Origin of the sequence: Calothrix sp. NIES-3974 (assembly GCF_002368395.1) — a bacterium.
GTDB lineage: Bacteria > Cyanobacteriota > Cyanobacteriia > Cyanobacteriales > Nostocaceae > NIES-3974.
Genome location: NZ_AP018254.1, coordinates 5,779,157 through 5,796,391, shown reverse-complemented (window position 1 = coordinate 5,796,391; position 17,235 = coordinate 5,779,157). Strand labels below are relative to the sequence as shown.

Annotated in this window: 11 protein-coding genes and 1 pseudogene; 6 read left to right on the top strand and 6 right to left on the bottom strand. The window is 41.5% G+C overall.

Annotated elements, in window-relative coordinates:
• Window positions 1-271 precede the first annotated feature (271 nt).
• On the bottom strand, window positions 272-2,113 hold the full coding sequence (locus CDC37_RS23065) for a tetratricopeptide repeat protein (RefSeq protein ID WP_172892818.1): 1,842 nt from the start codon (window positions 2,111-2,113) through the stop codon (window positions 272-274).
• Window positions 2,114-2,666: 553 nt separating this feature from the next.
• On the opposite strand from CDC37_RS23065, the pseudogene CDC37_RS23060 reads away from it, so the two are divergent.
• A pseudogene (locus CDC37_RS23060) lies at window positions 2,667-3,077 on the top strand (cobalamin biosynthesis protein); the annotation flags it as partial.
• Here CDC37_RS23060 and CDC37_RS25880 read toward each other — a convergent pair.
• The 4 genes from CDC37_RS25880 to CDC37_RS23040 form a co-directional block, all read right to left on the bottom strand.
• Window positions 3,078-3,491, bottom strand: a complete 414-nt coding sequence (locus CDC37_RS25880) for a phage holin family protein (protein WP_096625495.1) — start codon at window positions 3,489-3,491, stop codon at window positions 3,078-3,080.
• A gap of 30 nt (window positions 3,492-3,521) precedes the next feature.
• On the bottom strand, window positions 3,522-3,890 hold the full coding sequence (locus CDC37_RS23050; protein WP_096625493.1) for a phage holin family protein: 369 nt from the start codon (window positions 3,888-3,890) through the stop codon (window positions 3,522-3,524).
• Between the two features lie 15 nt (window positions 3,891-3,905).
• Complete coding sequence (locus CDC37_RS23045; protein ID WP_096625491.1) at window positions 3,906-4,673, bottom strand: ABC transporter permease; 768 nt, start codon at window positions 4,671-4,673, stop codon at window positions 3,906-3,908.
• A gap of 351 nt (window positions 4,674-5,024) precedes the next feature.
• The gene (locus tag CDC37_RS23040) at window positions 5,025-5,618 is read right to left on the bottom strand and encodes a pentapeptide repeat-containing protein (protein ID WP_231943155.1); all 594 of its coding nucleotides are present in this window, start codon (window positions 5,616-5,618) and stop codon (window positions 5,025-5,027) included.
• Between the two features lie 564 nt (window positions 5,619-6,182).
• On the opposite strand from CDC37_RS23040, the gene CDC37_RS23035 reads away from it, so the two are divergent.
• Both CDC37_RS23035 and CDC37_RS23030 read left to right on the top strand, forming a co-directional pair.
• The gene (locus tag CDC37_RS23035) at window positions 6,183-8,018 is read left to right on the top strand and encodes a DUF2779 domain-containing protein (RefSeq protein ID WP_096625489.1); all 1,836 of its coding nucleotides are present in this window, start codon (window positions 6,183-6,185) and stop codon (window positions 8,016-8,018) included.
• A gap of 289 nt (window positions 8,019-8,307) precedes the next feature.
• The gene (locus tag CDC37_RS23030; RefSeq protein ID WP_096625487.1) at window positions 8,308-8,739 is read left to right on the top strand and encodes an FKBP-type peptidyl-prolyl cis-trans isomerase; all 432 of its coding nucleotides are present in this window, start codon (window positions 8,308-8,310) and stop codon (window positions 8,737-8,739) included.
• Between the two features lie 434 nt (window positions 8,740-9,173).
• Here the strand turns inward: CDC37_RS23030 and CDC37_RS24620 are convergent, their stop codons facing one another.
• Window positions 9,174-9,323 carry a hypothetical protein gene (locus tag CDC37_RS24620; protein WP_157780827.1) on the bottom strand — a complete coding sequence of 50 codons (150 nt, stop codon included), beginning with the start codon at window positions 9,321-9,323 and terminating at the stop codon, window positions 9,174-9,176.
• 80 nt (window positions 9,324-9,403) lie between these two features.
• Here CDC37_RS24620 and CDC37_RS23025 point away from each other — a divergent pair, with 80 nt between their 5' ends.
• The 3 genes from CDC37_RS23025 to trpC all read left to right on the top strand — a co-directional run bounded on the left by CDC37_RS23025 (window position 9,404) and on the right by trpC (window position 16,950).
• On the top strand, window positions 9,404-14,179 hold the full coding sequence (locus tag CDC37_RS23025; protein WP_096625485.1) for a PA14 domain-containing protein: 4,776 nt from the start codon (window positions 9,404-9,406) through the stop codon (window positions 14,177-14,179).
• Window positions 14,180-14,374: 195 nt separating this feature from the next.
• Window positions 14,375-15,805: a dihydrolipoyl dehydrogenase gene (lpdA, locus tag CDC37_RS23020; RefSeq protein ID WP_096626575.1), complete on the top strand. Its 1,431-nt coding sequence runs from the start codon at window positions 14,375-14,377 to the stop codon at window positions 15,803-15,805.
• A 257-nt stretch (window positions 15,806-16,062) separates the two neighbouring features.
• Window positions 16,063-16,950, top strand: coding sequence for an indole-3-glycerol phosphate synthase TrpC (trpC, locus tag CDC37_RS23015; protein ID WP_096625483.1), 888 nt, complete (start codon window positions 16,063-16,065; stop codon window positions 16,948-16,950).
• Window positions 16,951-17,235: the final 285 nt, after the last annotated feature.

Sequence of the window (17,235 nt, the reverse complement as noted above, 5' to 3'; positions counted from 1 at the left end):
ATGAAACTAGAATAATCAATGGTTACAGCCCCTGATATGTAGCAAGCATTCGCGTAAACGATATAACTTACTTGTGATAAATCCGGGTATAGTAGTCCGAGCGGGTAAAATCTTACATCTAGGGTTGTTGCTGTTAACAATTGACAATAAACAGCCATAGACGTAGACACGCGTAGTGCGATTTCTTTACGAGAAGACTTCTCGTCGGGTACAGCCAAAACCAATATTTTTCACGAATTAAATCGGATTGCGATAATTATCAAATGTTTAATTACATTTCCTCTTGAAACTGGACTAATAATTTGGGAATATAGTCATACCCATCAATACCGATAATCGCAATCATCCGACTGCGACTTTGTTGGAGGTGCTGATTAAACTGCTCGCTACCGATTTGTCCGCGTAAAATTAACAACATAGATGCGGTATTCCGCCATTCCTGGGAGGAAATTTGTGCCAACAGATACATACCCAAACTACCTGTATAAATTGCTCGTTCGTAGTTTTGTAAGTTGTAGTTAGCTTGACAGAGGTAGGTGAGATTTCGACCTTGGAGGTACAAATCTCCAGAAACTTGAGCAGTATTAAATCCGGCTTCCAGGTGTTTGATGGCAGTAGTAAAATCACCCGTGACTAAATAGGCAATACCGAGACTACTTAAGCATAAAGCTTGACTTTGGGGGTCGCCAAGTTGTTCGCTCAGTCTTAGACCCTGTTCTAGATAATTAATTACTGTTGTGTAGGTTTCCGGTTCTGTAGTTTGTTGCTGTTGAGCTTGCATGACTTCGCTGTAACCCAAGTTAATCAAGGCATTAGCTTCCCCTGTTTTATCACCAACTTGACGACTGAGAATTAGAGCGCGTTGACTATAATCAATTGCTTCCGGGTATAATTCTTGGGTAACGTAGGTACGACTGAGGTGGTTGAGATTGGCGATTTCGCAAACCCGATCATCAGCACTGCGGGCAATTTCTAGAGCTTGTTGGTGAAATTCGAGGGCGCGATCGCTGTTTCCGAGTGCCCTTTGGGAGTATCCTAGTAAGGTGAGTATTCTGGCCTTTTCTTGGGTTTTATCCACCCGTTTGAGGGGTTCGTCGAGGTAGTTGAGAGCATCCCGTAGATAACTACCGGAAAAGGAGGCGAAAATTCCACCATAAAGGGGAAAATAGGGACGTTGGGCAAAGTTGCGTAAAATTTGCAGCAAAATTTGCAGACAGGCTTCGCGGTAGGTAGTTAGGTGATGAAAGCCAGTTCCTAAATAACTCCAAATCACTGCAAAGGTGAGATAGGTGGAAATGGAAAGTTTTGAGCCAGCGCTGATATTATAGGCTTGTTTATCAAACCAATTCACTAAACCCCGTTGTAGGGATTGGAGAATCATCGCAGTTTCTAGCCATTCCCGTAAACTCAGTTGATTTTGTTGAGTTGCAAAGTCGATAATTGAGGCTTCCCTTGCAAGGGTCTGGAATAAGTTGTGGGGAAAGGGACTGTGGATTTGTTTTGCCCAAATTGCCCAGGGACTATTTTCACCGGGAATACCGCCAAAACCAATATTATTTTGACGTTCGTACATCCAACTGACTAAATTATCCTGCAACCGTTGCCAAGTGGCAATCCCCTGGGTGACACCTGCACAAATTTCTGCTAAATCGGATTCTGGTTGCGCATATTGCTGGAGGGATTTGATTAACTGTTGCAGTTGGGGTTGAGTTAGGGTATATTCCTGATTCGGGTCGGTAAAACGTAAAAATACCCCCAAACGTTGCTCCGGTGTTGCGGTTGTGATTTCTTTGACAGCATTAAAAATAAATTCCGCGATTTTATTTTGGGATTGAGCGCGTTCCCACTGGGTTTGAATCGTTTTCAATGCACGCAGAGTTCTCCCAGCTTTTGCTTGTTTGAGTTCATCCTGTTGTTGAGCAACTTCCGTTTGAGTTTCAGTTAGGCGATCGCTTAAGGTCAATTCAAAAATCTCCCCTGTCCCCAAACTCACATTTTGCAACAACATTTGGTATATCTGTTCGGTGGAGCTAATTTTACCTTTTAAGGTCATCTCCACAATTTCTGCGATTAACGCCAAATATTTGTCACGCCAAGAGGGGGAATCAGACACCTTACAAACTCACAAAACGTCATTTACCTATCTTATATGATTTTGGATTACTCTAACGTTGGTGTGAGCCAGGTTATGGATTGTGAAATATTTGCTGTGTCAACTTTTCCTATAGGCTTCCGTCGTAATCATGATTCAAATTTGTATTCACTGTAGTCGTAAGTGTGCGCAGTCGTAATTGGGGATTTTCCAAATTAAAATCACCAAAATCACCCTTGACAGACTGTATAGACCGATAAATTTTAACTTAGGTTTTCCCTGATGATAATGCCAAATCGCCATAAATCAACGTAGTTTCATGAATTAGCTTGATGGTCATATAAAGAACCTATAAATCACCAATTAAAAAACCATAAATTTGCTGATTATATCTAGCCAAAATGAAACACAGTGATTAGAATGGACTCATTAATCAACTATACCGAACCTTTATACAGAAAGCTCGTGCTACCCCCCATTTCTCAATGGCAGAAACGGGGGGTCACTTATTGGATATTCAGTAAGTATATATACTGTATACTATATCATTTAAATCCCCAAAAAACCTGAAAACATGTTGTGGTTAGGAATTGGTTGCAAACGCGACACACCTGCAGATGTGATTAATCAGTCGATGCAGCAATTATGTCGAGATTATTGCCTACAAATTCGAGATTTTCAAGGTATTGCCACCCTTGATACGAAAGGAAATGAACCTGGTATAATTGCGGTTTGCAGATTATACAATTTACCATTAAAGCTATTTTCGGCTCCAGTGCTAGCTCAAGTTTCCCAGATAAACCCATCAACCCACGTCTTCAAATATGTAAACACTCCAAGTGTGGCAGAAGCAGCAGCAATGATGGCTGTTTCCGAACAGTTAAAATTAGGTAATTTTCCCAATACTCAAAGTAAACGCCCTGTGTTGTTTATTCCTAAAACCATCTTTGAGCAGAAGAATTTAGGTGTGGTTAATTTTGTGACATTAGCCGTTGCTAGTGTGATCAATGGAAATACTGCAAACCAGATGAATCAGCAGGGTCATAATACTGGAAATGCTCAAAAATATCACCAAGCCAATGACAGCAGCAGGAAAGCTAGTGATTCGGAATCCACCACCGGGGGTTAAATTACTGGCTAACACGAATAAAGCCATATTGAACACAACAGCGAGTAAGACAAAGCTCAGGAGGTTCGTAGGAATGGTAAAGATAAATTGCAAAATCCTACCCAGAAGGATATGAATGACAGTCATTATAGCCATAGCAATTATGGCGCTGGTGAAGTTGGTGACAACAAAACCATTATTGGGGAGGATTGAAGCCACCAGATAGGATGTAATTAAAAGCGCGATCGCATTACCAAAAAAAGTTAATATGTTTATAATCAAATCTTTCATCTGCTGATGAGGATGTTGTGAGTTCTGGTGTTAAACAATACGAATCAACACATTAATAATACTAGAGACGATTGAAAGAATAATTGAGCCAATCAAGGCAGCAGGAAAACTGGTAATTTGGAATCCACCACCGGGGGTAAAGTTACTTGCCAACATTAACAAAGCTGCATTCAGAACAAAGGCAAATAGACCGAAAGTCAGTAGGGTAATGGGAAAGGTCAAAATTTTCAAAATCGGGCGAATAAAAGCATTGATTAAACCAATGATAGCCGCAGCAATCATGGCGCTGTTAAAATTAGTGACGACAAAACCACCATTAGGAAGAATTTGAGCAACTAAATAGGATGTCACCAAAAGCGCGATCGCACTACCAAGCCAGGTTAAAATAAAGTTTTTCATGTGCTGATTATTTCCTTAGCGAATTAATTGGGCATTAGCATTAAAATATTGACGACAAATACCATTCACTATCAATAATGTTGCTAACATGTTAGCAAAGAGGACTACAAATGCCATGATAATTTGATAGGATACCGCTTCTTCGGGGGGAATTCCAGCTAATAATTGACCATTGACAAAATCGGGTATTGTCACCATCCCAATTAACATCATCTGATTAATGGTGGGGATTAAACCAGCACGCATCGCTGTACGTTGATATTTACTCACTGCTTGCTCGGGGGTTGCTCCCAAACACAGATGGGTTTCAATCTCCTGACTATTCCCATCTATTGCTTTTACCAAACTTTCTCCTGCGATCGCACTTGATGATATGGCACTACTTAACACCATTGCTGCTATGGGAATTATATATCTAGCTTCATACCATTGTTGTGGTTGAATAATCACATAATTTGTATAAAAAACAGCTAACCCCGTACTCAAAAATAGGGCAATCCAAACCAAAGGTAAAAAGCAGGGTATTTTCTGGGAAATCCGATTACGGGTGAATAGGGCAGAAACGGTCAACATCACTGCTAAAATCACCAATACAGTCCCTGGATTGTTCACAGCAACAACAAAGCTGAGAACGTAACCTAAAACCATTAACTGAAGAATTACCCGACCACAGGCTATCAGGATACTTAATTCTAAACCAAGACGTTGCCATGCTGATAAACCGATGGTGACACAGACAAGGGCGATCGCACTTACTAAGTCTATTAAATCTAATTTGACCATACGTCAATTGCTTCCGGGACTTAAGCACATAATTACTAAATAAGTCGGCGAACACAAAGTAATTATCCACATCTACATTACACTGTTTGACTTTGGAGTGGATACCTGACGGGGAGCCTTCGCAAGTAGGGGAAGAAAATGTATCAAAATTTGAGTGAAATGGTATGACTTCCTAGCCTACATGTACTGGGCATACCATCCCCAATATAGTTAGTTTATCACTGATATTCCCCTGAAAGAATAAAAAGATCAAAAAACTCCCTATTCCTTTGTCAGTGACAGGGAGTAACTGCAAATATAGCAGTCAGCTTTTAACTCTGGGACATAAACTTTAATATCAACCTGTTATTATCAAATATGGACAGAACCATCAGGCATAATTGCACCCGTTAAATAGGTTTCGCTCATATCAGTTGCATTTAAATTCGCCCCTGTTAAATCAGCTTCACTCAAATTAGCATCACTTAAATCTGCACCACTCAAATCCGCACCTCTGAGATCCGCTTTCCACATTTTTGCACCACTCATACGGGTTCCCCTTAAATTTGCACCCCGAAGTGAAGCTGCACTCAAACAAGCCATGTGCAAATTTGCATCACTTAAATCTGCTCCATTGAGTAATGCACCACTTAAATCTGATTCATTTAAGTTGGCATTGGTAAATATTGCTTCCCGTAAATCTGCACCACAAAAAATTGTTTCACTAAAATGGGCGCGATCGCAATTTGCTTGGTATAAATTTGCCTTACACAAATTCGCCCCTATCATGGAGACACCGACCAAATTTGCACCCCTTAAATCTGCCCAAGCAAAACCAATACTACCTAAATGTACTCCTTGTAAATTTGCATTCATTAACACAACCCCATCAAAGTTGCGTACTCCTGCTGTGTAACGCTTGAGTAATTCAGGTATATTTATGCCAGTACTTGGATGTGTATACATAAGGATATCGCGATTTCAATTGTTATTTTCTTACTGATTCTGTATCTGGTATTTCGATGGAAATACTTCAGACTCTTAACTTACGCCTCACTCCTAAAACCACTTGCTAACTAGGCAATTTATCTGGGTAAAAAAGTACGTAGTTGCGCTCATCGCGCTCTTAAATAAAGCTGTTTTGGGGTTCGAGCGACTACAAACCCTACATTTTTGGATTGCTAGACCACTAGATTCACACAGAGTTGACGCGTCAACGTCAACCATAGCCATATTTCTGTCCTTGAGCATCACCAATATAATTCTTTTCAACTATTAGAATTGATTTTGTTTATCGAGTATGCAAAATAACAGAAATATTTCCCCCACTCTTCAATATATGATTGGTTGCTGGAATTTTATCTGCCTGAATAATATATTTAACATTTTTCAATATTTTGAAACATCCTGCTTCTTCAGAGACAGATATAGTCACAGAAATTGTCATCTAACTCACCTTGTATTCATGGGTTCTTTTATTTTTCTCAAAATGGGTGCATCAATAGTCTAGATATAATTCTGACTATAATTATGCCGCATTTTTTAAGTAAATCGGATTTTCAAGTTGCTCGTAGTTGTGGAACGAAATTATACTATCGCAAATTAAATTATCCATCAAATCGTGATGAGGATGAGTTTTTAAAAATGCTTGCTCAAGGTGGATATATGTTGGAAGCGATTGCGAAATTACTCTTTCCAGAGGGAGTTAAATTAACGGAACATACAGATATTTTGACGGCAAGTAGGGCAACGATTGATGCACTCAAAGCAAAGCAGATAACTTTATTTGAGGCAACTGTATGGAGTAAGGGTAAATATGCTCGTGCAGATATTTTAGTGAAACAGAACCAGGTTTTTCATCTAATTGAAGTGAAGGCAGTCAGTTATAACAGTGAAGAAAATAAGCAACGTCTCCAAGAGGGGAAGCCAAATATTTTTCGTTCCTTGCGTTCACCGCAGCAAATTACAACGGATTGGCGAACATATTTAGAAGATATTACCTTTCAAGTTTGCATTTTAGAAGAGTTATTTCCAGATGCAGAAATAGTTCCTTTTTTGATGCTTCCCGACAGAGGGAAAACAACCTCGATTGAGGGTATACCCAGTTTATTAAAGTCTATTGGTAATCGGTTTGAGTATTGCGGTGATATTCACAAGCTGCGTCAGGATAACTTTTTAACTCTAGTTGAAGTGAAAGCGGAAGTTGAATTATTAAAGCCTGATGTCCAGTTATCTATGCAAGGATTTCTCCAATCTCTACAACCCGAATTATCTAAAATTAATACACCTATTTCCTACCATTGCCGTCACTGTGAATATCGTCACCCAAATATTGATAAAAGTGGCTTTCATCAATGCTGGGGAAACCTGGCAGAAATTAAACCTCATTTATTTGATTTATATTACTTAAATGAAAAGATTGCTAATCCCCTGATTCAACAAGGTCAAGTGAGTCTTGGGGATATTCCTAGGGAATTACTGTTAAAAAAAGATGGCTCCATTGGTACTCAAGCTCAACGCCAACTTATTCAAATTGAATATACCCAAACTGCAACTGAATGGATAGATCCACAACTCTTCCATGTCATCAACTCCTGTCAGTATCCCCTACATTTTATCGACTTTGAAACGGCAACTTTACCACTTCCCTACCACGCAGGAATGTATCCCTATGAACCCGTGGCTTTCCAATGGAGTTGTCACACAATTGAGCAACCCCAAGGACAAATCAAACATACTGAATGGATTGATTTAGGTCTTGATTTTCCTAACTTTAAATTTGCAGAATCTTTAATGCAACAACTGGGAACACAGGGAACTGTATTCATTTGGTCCCATCATGAAAATACTATTTTAAAGACCATCGCGCAACAACTAGAACGACTGACCACATATCATCCGATTACAAATCAATCCGCATTAAAAAAATGGTTAGATTTTCGTTTAAATCACTTAGCAAATAACCAGTCTACATTCGTAGACATGTGTAAATTAACTCAAAAATATTACTTTCATCCGCAAATGGGAGGTAAAAACTCCATTAAAGCCGTTTTAACTGCCATTTGGCAAAGCGATCGCAGATTACAGGAAATGTTTCCCGAATACATCTGTTACATTGATCATCAACTTCAAAGTCCCTACGCGTCCTTACCCCCATTAATCATTAATGGTAAAGAATCTGTGATTCATGCAGGAACTGGTGCTGTTGCAGCATACCATGCGGTACGTTACGGTCTTGCTGACCAGGAAGAAGCGGTTAAATCCCAATGGCAAAAGTTATTACTACAGTATTGTCAACTAGATACCCTGGCAATGGTAATGGTGTGGTTACATTGGCTACATTTATCCCCGAAGGTGGAAAGCTGAGGGTATAATGACCTTAAATTTTTCTGGAATAAGCGGTTATTTGCTTGAGGTTGAGGTAATCTTCATCTTCGGAGGGATAAATATATTGCAAGTTATACCCTAAATTGGACTTGTGATTTTAGGATTGCCAATCCTTGTATATCCCGATATCAAGGACTGCATGACTGAATTTATCCCATCTTGTGAGTCTGACTGAATTACAATCTAGTTGTTAAACTGGGGAGTAATTCATTTTGCGAAAAAACGGGTAACGTTGGATGTACCCACAAACCCTTTGAGGAGAAAATCCATGACACAAGCCAAGTACGGTGATAAAGTCACAGTCCACTACACGGGTAAACTAACCGATGGTACTGTTTTTGACTCATCCAATGGTAGTACACCCTTAGAATTTAGAATTGGAGAAGGACAAATTATCCCTGGTTTTGAAAAAGCCGTCTTGGGGATGAGTGCAGGTGAGTCAAAGACCACCCATTTGAAAATTGATGATGCTTATGGACCCCACCGTCCGGAAATGGTTGTGGAAGTGAGTCGTAGTCAAATGCCATCGGAAATTGAACCGGAAATCGGCCAGCAATTACAAATTCAACAACCCGATGGTGGCGTTATTCCTGTTGTGATTACTGAAGTGAATGATACAACTATTACCCTTGATGCTAACCATCCCTTGGCTGGGGAAGAGTTGATTTTTGATATAGAACTCATTGCGATCGCAGCTTAAAAAACCCTTTTTATTATCTCTAGACCCTCCTGTATTCAGTAAATCCAACTCAATTATTTCTGGGTTGGGTTTATTTTTATACTTGTTTTTCTAGGTATGGGTGATATTTGTTTCGGTTTGTACTGAGTGATTTTTATTTTTTATTCAATTTTGCGGTGACAAAATAAATATTCTGCAAATCATGGATCAATTTGATGGACAAGTTGATATGTGTTGTCATATTCTGTATTTCTACGTGTAATATTTGATGAGTAATTCAATGTAAATTGAAACTCATACTACCGAAGTAAGTCAATATTTCAATCGGTTCCCGATATCGTTTACACATTTCTGGTATACGTAGTCAATGATGGCTATTTCTTATTTTCCAGTGAAATTCTTATATTCTCTAAACTAACAGCTAATTAGAAATAATCACTGTTTCGGAGTCAAGGTTATTTATGTTGTTGCAATTTCAGGTATTCATCCACAAGTTGATAAAACCGTCGTGAAAGATTTAAATGATGTACCACATTTACCTGTAATCTGCTGATATCTCCCTCACCAGTGTGTTGGTCTGATAAATCAACAAAAATTTTGAGCAATTTGGCAATTCAGAATAATTTAAGTTTGTTAAACTAGGCACAAATTTTTTTGTTAAACTACCTATTCATCACCATTATCTATGCAAAATTCTACCCGAATCCCCATTAATAACCATAATAATTCCCCGTTTGCATCTACAAATCCCATAGTTAACTTAAACTCCCCTTTAGATACGAACCTTTCTATTCCCTCTGCAACAACTTTTAGGAGTGCTAGTTCGACAAATTCTTTCAGACCTGCTGCAATTGAAACCAACGGGTTGCGGGGAGAATATTTCGATAATATTGATTTTACGAACTTAAGATTAACCCGAATAGACCCGACAATTAACTTTAATTGGGGAAGCGGTTCCCCCGACCCAACCATTGAACCGGACACCTTTTCTGTACGGTGGACAGGGAGAATTAGACCAGAAACGAGTGGAAATTATCGCTTTTTTACTACCACCGATGACGGTGTTCAATTATTTATCAATGGGGAACTGGTTATTAACAGGTTTCGGGACCAGGGAGCGACGGAAATTGCCAGTATACCCCTAAATTTAGTGGCTGGACAAGATTATACCATCCAGATGAACTACTACGAAAACCGTGGTTTAGCGGTTTCCCGTCTAGCATGGGAACGTCCGGATGGAGTCAAAGAAATTGTTCCAGAATCCCGCTTATTCACACCGCAAGAGCAAACAACCGTTATCGGGACTGGAACTGGGTTGCGGGGAGAATACTACGATAATATCAACTTTACAAACTTGGTACTGACACGTATCGACCCCACGGTGAATTTTGACTGGGGAAGTGGTTCTCCTGATGCTGCGATCGCACCCGATACTTTTTCTGTCAGATGGACGGGTTTTGTCCAACCCCTATATAGTGAAACCTACACTTTCTTCACAACTACGGATGATGGTGTACGTCTGAAGTTAAATGGAAGGACGATTATTGATCGATTCCGCGACCAAGCAGCAACGGAAGTTGCGAGTACTCCGATTACTCTGGTCGCTGGGGAAAAATACGCGATTGAGTTAGAGTACTACGAAAATCGTGGTCAAGCTGTTTCCCGACTTGGATGGTCTAGTCCAAGTCAATTTAAACAAATTATCGCCCAATCCCAACTATACGCGGAAATTACCCCCCCTTCAGCAACTGTGACGACCAATACCCTGAGTACTCCGGGTAGTCAAACCTATCAATTCACCGTCACCTATACCGATGATACGGGGATTGATGTAGGTAGTATTGATAACGCAGATATTCTGGTGACAGGACCAAATTCCTTTAGTCAGTTGGCGAGGTTAGTGAGCGTCAATGATGGCATTAATGGTACTCCCCGCACCGCTACCTACGAAATTACCGCCCCATCGGGCATCTGGGGTAATGCGGATAATGGAGTGTATAATATTGCCTTGCAGGGGAATCAAGTCCGTGATATCAGTGGTAATTTTGCGGTTGCAACTAATCTGGGTACATTTAGGGTGGATATCCCGAATTCAGAGGTGGGTAACGGTTTACGAGCCGAGTATTACGATAACATTAACTTTACAAATCTAGTTCTTGTCCGAACAGACCCGACCATCAATTTTAACTTTGGTTCCGGTTCTCCTGACCCCAGAATTGCACCAGATACCTTTTCCATTCGCTGGTCAGGACAGGTTCAACCTCGATTCAGTGAAGATTATATTTTCTACACTAGAAGTGATGATGGTATCCGTGTGCGCATTAACGGACAAACGGTAATTAACCGCTTTGTGGATCAACCTGTCACAGAAGTTGCTAGCGTTCCGATTTCCCTGGTTGCTGGGCAAAAATATGACATTGTAGTTGAATACTATGAAAATAGGGGTCTTGCGGTTGCGGAGTTACTCTGGTCAAGTCCCAGTCAAACTAAACAAATTATTCCCCAATCCCAATTATTTTCCACTTCTACTCCGATTGCATCTTTAACAGCTAATGATTTAACCCTTCCCGGTCAACCCAGTTATACCTTTACTGTCACCTACACCGATGACACGGGGATTGATATTTCCAGTCTGGATAATAACGATATTCGCATCACTGGACCGGGTGGTTTTACTCAGTTAGCAGAGTTTGTGAGTATTGATACCCCTGCCAATGGAACTCCCCGTGTAGCTACCTATCGCTTAAATCCTCCGGGAGAGGCTTGGTTAGCTAGTCATAATGGACGTTACACTGTTTCCCTAGAAGCAAATCAGGTACGGGATATTAGTGGTAATTTTGCGACTGCAACGGAATTAGGTAGCTTCCTGATTAACATTTCTGGAACTGGAACTGGTTTACGGGGTGAATACTACGACAATATCAACTTTACCAACCTGCGTCTGACCCGGACTGACCCAACGATCAACTACAACTGGGGTACGGGTTCACCAGATCCATTAATTGCTCCAGATACATTTTCCGTGGTTTGGAGTGGATTGATTGAAGCTAAATACAACGAGTTATACACCTTTTACACCACCACCGACGATGGAGTCAGACTATTTATTAATGACCAATTGGTGATTAATAGTTTTATTGACCAACCAGCGACAGAACGGAGTGGAAGCATTACCTTAGAAGCAGGGAAAAAATATGACATTCGGATGGAATACTACGAAAGAGCAGGTTTAGCCAGTGCCAGATTAGAATGGTCTAGTCCCACCCAAACTCGACAAATAATTCCTTCTACCCAACTTTATCCCTTTGTGGTTCCTCCGGTTATCCGTTTAGGTAATATTCCTGGTAGTGTGGGGGAAACGGAAGGTAGTATTGAAATTGAAATTCTGCGGACTGGGGAAAACCTGAATCAAACATCTAGTGTGAGGTACTTTACCCAAGGTGTCACCGCAACTCCCGGACAGGATTTTGTACAAACTGAAGGAATTGCCACATTTGCACCGAATCAAACCCGGTTAGTGGTTAGTGTCCCCATAATTGATGATAATATAATCGATCCAGATGAAACATTTGCCTTTGTAATTGACCAAGCTGAAAATGCAACCCTGGGACCACAACGGACAGCAACAATTACCATTTTAGATAACGAATCGACCGATTTAGTGTTTGATGATATTCGTGTGGATGAAAATGTGGGAGAAGCGGTCATTACGGTGCGACGTAGTAATATAGGGAATGCAGCCAGTGTGAACTATGCAACCGTTACCGGGGTGGGAGACTTAGCCCAACCATTGAGTGATTACCAACCGGTGAGTGGGACACTCGCATTTACACCGACTCAAACGACTGCGACAATTCGTATCCCCATTATTAACGACACAATCGGGGAAATTAATGAAACCTTTACTTTGCAATTTAGTAATCCGGTGGGAGTCACCTTAAATCCCAACCGTAGCAGCAGTAAAATCACCATTATTGACGACGACCCTGGTAACTTTATTCGTGAGTTAGTGATTAGCGGGTTGACCCAACCTACATCCTTTGATTGGGTTCCCATCCCGGAAACTGCAAATCAGCAATTTTTACTGATAGCTCAAAAAGATGGAACAGTTAGGGTTGCTCGTAACGGTCAACTGCAACAGGAAGTATTTATTGATATCAGCAACGAAGTTAATAATACTCGCGATCGCGGTTTGTTAGCAATCGCTGTCCATCCGAATTTTGCGGAAAATCCCTACGTCTATCTTCTCTACACCTACGACCCACCAGAGGTCTTTAATAATATCAACCCTAACACCAACCTGGATGACCCAGATGGGAGAGGAAATCGTCCTTCCCGACTATTACGGGTCAATGGGGAATATATCCGTGATACCAATGGTAATATTACCGGATTACGGGCCGTTCCCAATAGTGGAGTTGTGATTCTGGGAACTAATAGTACCTGGGGATTTACCAGTCGTGCCGATGGTAATAGTACAAATATAGTTGTCAATAGTAGTGGTGCAATTGATTTTGCGAATAACTTTGCTCCATCGGGAATAGTCAACCAAAACGGACAATTATTTACCAGTATGGCTGATTATTACCAAAACCTGGATACAGCCGTCAATGTTCAAGATTACCTAGCGACAGACAGCGAATCCCACTCCATTGGCTATTTAGCCTTTGGTGCAGATGGTAAATTATACGTTAGTAACGGTGATGGTACTTCCTATAATCGGGTAGACCCCCGTAGTATCCGGGTTCAAGATGTAAATAACCTATCTGGAAAACTGCTCCGCATCGATCCAATTACTGGGGAAGGGTTGAGTGATAACCCCTTCTTTGATGGTAATCCCAATAGTAACCGTTCCAAGGTTTTCAGTTTAGGATTGCGTAACCCCTTCCGTTTTACCATCAATCAAACAACTGGTAGACCCTACATCGGGGATGTGGGTTGGTTCCGGTGGGAGGAAGTGAATACCGGTGGTGCGGGTAGTAACTACGGTTGGCCATACTACGAAGGAGGATTTAACCCTAGTACCAATACCCCCTTAGATATCAGACAACCAGAGTATTCCTCCCTGACCTATACCTATACTAATCCCCAGGGACAAGTTGTCACCGTCAGACCAGCTCAGGACTTCTATCGTGATTTTGGTGATGCAGCAGTCACTGCACCAGTTTATGCTTACCAACACTTTGCCCAGAATGCAATTATTATGGGTGATTTTTACACAGGGAATCAATTGCCTTCAATTTACCAGGGACAGTTATTTGTAGCCGATAGTAGTCAAGCTACCATTGATAGTATTAGATTTGACAGTGCAGGCAATTTTGTCTCGATTCAGCGTTTTGCAAGTAATGCGGGGATTCCAGTGCAAATTACCACGGGTCCTGATGAATATCTTTACTACGCAGATTTAGGGATTGGTTCTGGGGAAGGGGGTATTTATCGTTACCGAATTTCCATTGTGTGATATGTAGAGACGCGATATTGTGATATGTAGAGACGCGATATATCGCGTCTCTACAATCATATAATTTTCCAGCGATGGGGAAAATTGGCAATTTTGCAACAGGAAATCACGCTAGAATTTAGAATTGGAAAAAAGACTTGCAGCGATCGCAATCTCAGTCGAGAATAGATAGGGCAAATCCACAGGGAAATGAACGTGACTAATGGTTTTGATTATGATTTGATAATTCTAGGCGCAGGTGTCGGCGGTCATGGTGCTGCCTTACATGCTGTGGCTTGCGGTTTAAGGACGGCGATTGTGGAAGCTGCTGATATGGGAGGAACCTGTGTGAATCGCGGTTGTATCCCTTCCAAGGCTTTGTTAGCAGCATCGGGAAAGGTGCGAGAATTACGCAATGCCCACCACCTCAAAACACTGGGTATTCAGGTTGACAATGTACAGTTTGATCGACAGGCGATCGCTAACCATGCCAATAATCTCGTTGCCAAAATCCAGGGTGATTTAACCAATAGTCTCAAGCGTTTAGGTGTGGATATCCTGCGCGGTTGGGGGAAGGTGGCTGGTCAACAGAAGGTTAGTGTTTTAACTGATGGTGGCGAAAAATTTTATACGGCAAAAGATATTATTGTGGCTCCTGGTTCCGTCCCCTTTGTTCCTCCTGGGATTGAAGTTGATGGGAAAACGGTTTTTACCAGTGACCAAGCTGTGAAGTTGGAAACCTTACCCCAATGGATTGCGATTATTGGTAGTGGTTATATCGGTTTGGAATTTGCCGATATTTATTCCGCTTTGGGTTGTGAGGTGACGATGATTGAAGCTCTACCCCAGTTAATGCCTGGTTTTGACCGGGATATTGCCAAATTAGCCGAACGGGTGTTAATTACTCCCCGCGATATTGAAACCCATGTGGGGATATATGCGAAAAAAATTACTCCCGGTCATCCGGTGGTGATTGAATTGGCGGATTTCCAAACCCAAGCAGATGTGGATGTAATTGAGGTGGATGCTTGTTTAGTGGCTACAGGGAGGATTCCAGCTACCCAGAATTTAGGTTTAGACTCGGTTGGGGTGTCACTAGACAAACGCAATTTTATCCCAGTCAACGATAGCATGGCGGTGTTGAGCGGTGGTGAGGTGGTTCCCCATCTCTGGGCAATTGGTGATGCTACTGGTAAGATGATGTTAGCCCATGCTGCCTCCGCCCAGGGCATAGTCGCAGTGGAAAATATTTGCGATCGCCACAAAACTGTGGATTACCAAAGCATTCCCGCAGCTGCTTTTACCCATCCAGAGGTCAGCTATGTGGGGATGAATGAGGTGCAAGCCCAGGAAAAAGCTCAGAATGAAGGATTTAAAATTGCCACTGCCAAAAGTTACTTTAAAGGCAATTCTAAAGCCTTAGCAGAAGGAGAAGCCGACGGCATTGCCAAGGTAATTTATCGCCAAGATACTGGCGAAGTTTTAGGAGTGCATATATTTGGACTACATGCTTCCGACTTAATCCACGAAGCCGCAGTAGCGATCGCTAACCGCGAATCAGTCCACAAACTCGCTCACCTCGTCCATGCCCATCCTACCCTTTCTGAGGTCTTGGATGAAGCCTATAAGCGAGCTATAGCAGTGTAAAAATAGGCGGAGGAGACAGAGGGGAGAAGGAAAAATGGTTAATAATACTAAAATACCTAGAGATATATCAATATTCTCGTCCTCCCTCCCAATACGGTTCGGTGCATGATTTTTCGTGGTGATTTCGGGAGACGTGATATATCACGTCTACAATTGTTTTGGGTTTACGAATTTTCTGTCCGAACCGTACTGTCTTCACTCTCTTATTCCACGTACAGATGACCCGACGGGTCGTCTCTTCTACCCGATTCCTACCAATGCAAATACGTCGTCGTCCACCAAATCCAGCAGTTAACGTATCTACCCTGTGTTACCAGGTTGCGGTTCCCGATGCGGAACCCCGGAATATTTTAGAAAAAATTGTTTGGCAAAAAGAAATCGAAGTCCAAGCAATGCGGGAACGTACACCCCTATTGGAATTGCAAAAACAGGTCAAGGATTTACCTCCAACTAGAGACTTTTTGGCTGCGTTACGTCAGGGAAGGACAAAACCAGCAATTATCGCCGAAGTCAAAAAAGCCTCCCCCAGTAAAGGTGTGTTGCGGGAAGATTTCAACCCCGTGGAAATTGCTCAACAGTATGAACGGGGGGGAGCAAGTTGTATTTCCGTGTTGACCGACCAGGAATTTTTTCAAGGCAGTTTTGAAAATTTAGTCAACATTCGTGCCTCCGTCGATCTACCATTGTTATGTAAGGAGTTTATTATCTATCCTTACCAAATGTATTTGGCTAGAGTTCGGGGTGCAGACGCAGTATTGCTGATTGCTGCCATTTTAAGCGATCGCGATTTGCAATATTTCGTCAAAATTGCCAAGGCACTGCAAATGACAGCCCTGATTGAGGTTCACACCTTGACAGAGCTTGACCGGGTATTAGCCCTAGAAGGCGTAGAGTTGATTGGCATTAACAACCGTAATTTGGAGGATTTTTCCGTCGATTTGCAAACAACCTGTGATTTGCTTGCTCAACGGGGTAATCAAATACGCGATCGCAATATTTTAATTGTGAGCGAATCCGGTTTATTCGTAGCTGAAGACCTGGAGCGTGTTCAAAAAGCTGGTGCATCAGCTGTTTTGATCGGCGAATCCCTCGTTAAACAGGCTAATCCAGAAACTGCTATTTCCCAAATCATCCCCAAATCCTAATCATGATGATTGGATGGAAATATTGATCGAAAACTCGAAATTTCCAACTTACGGGTAAAATGGTTATGTGGGCAAAGGCATTACAGTATACTAACCCTTCCTGTTTCCTGATGACTCCGTGTACCTGTAGGTGTTTTCCCTATTGCCAATTTGGCTATATGCAGATAGCGTCAACTTTGTCAAATCTTCACGCACTAATCTTCGTCAAATAGCTGTTTGCTGTGCCACAATTCTGGATAGAAATTAACGCCCAGGTCAAAAGTAAACCCTACTAGTTAATCACCA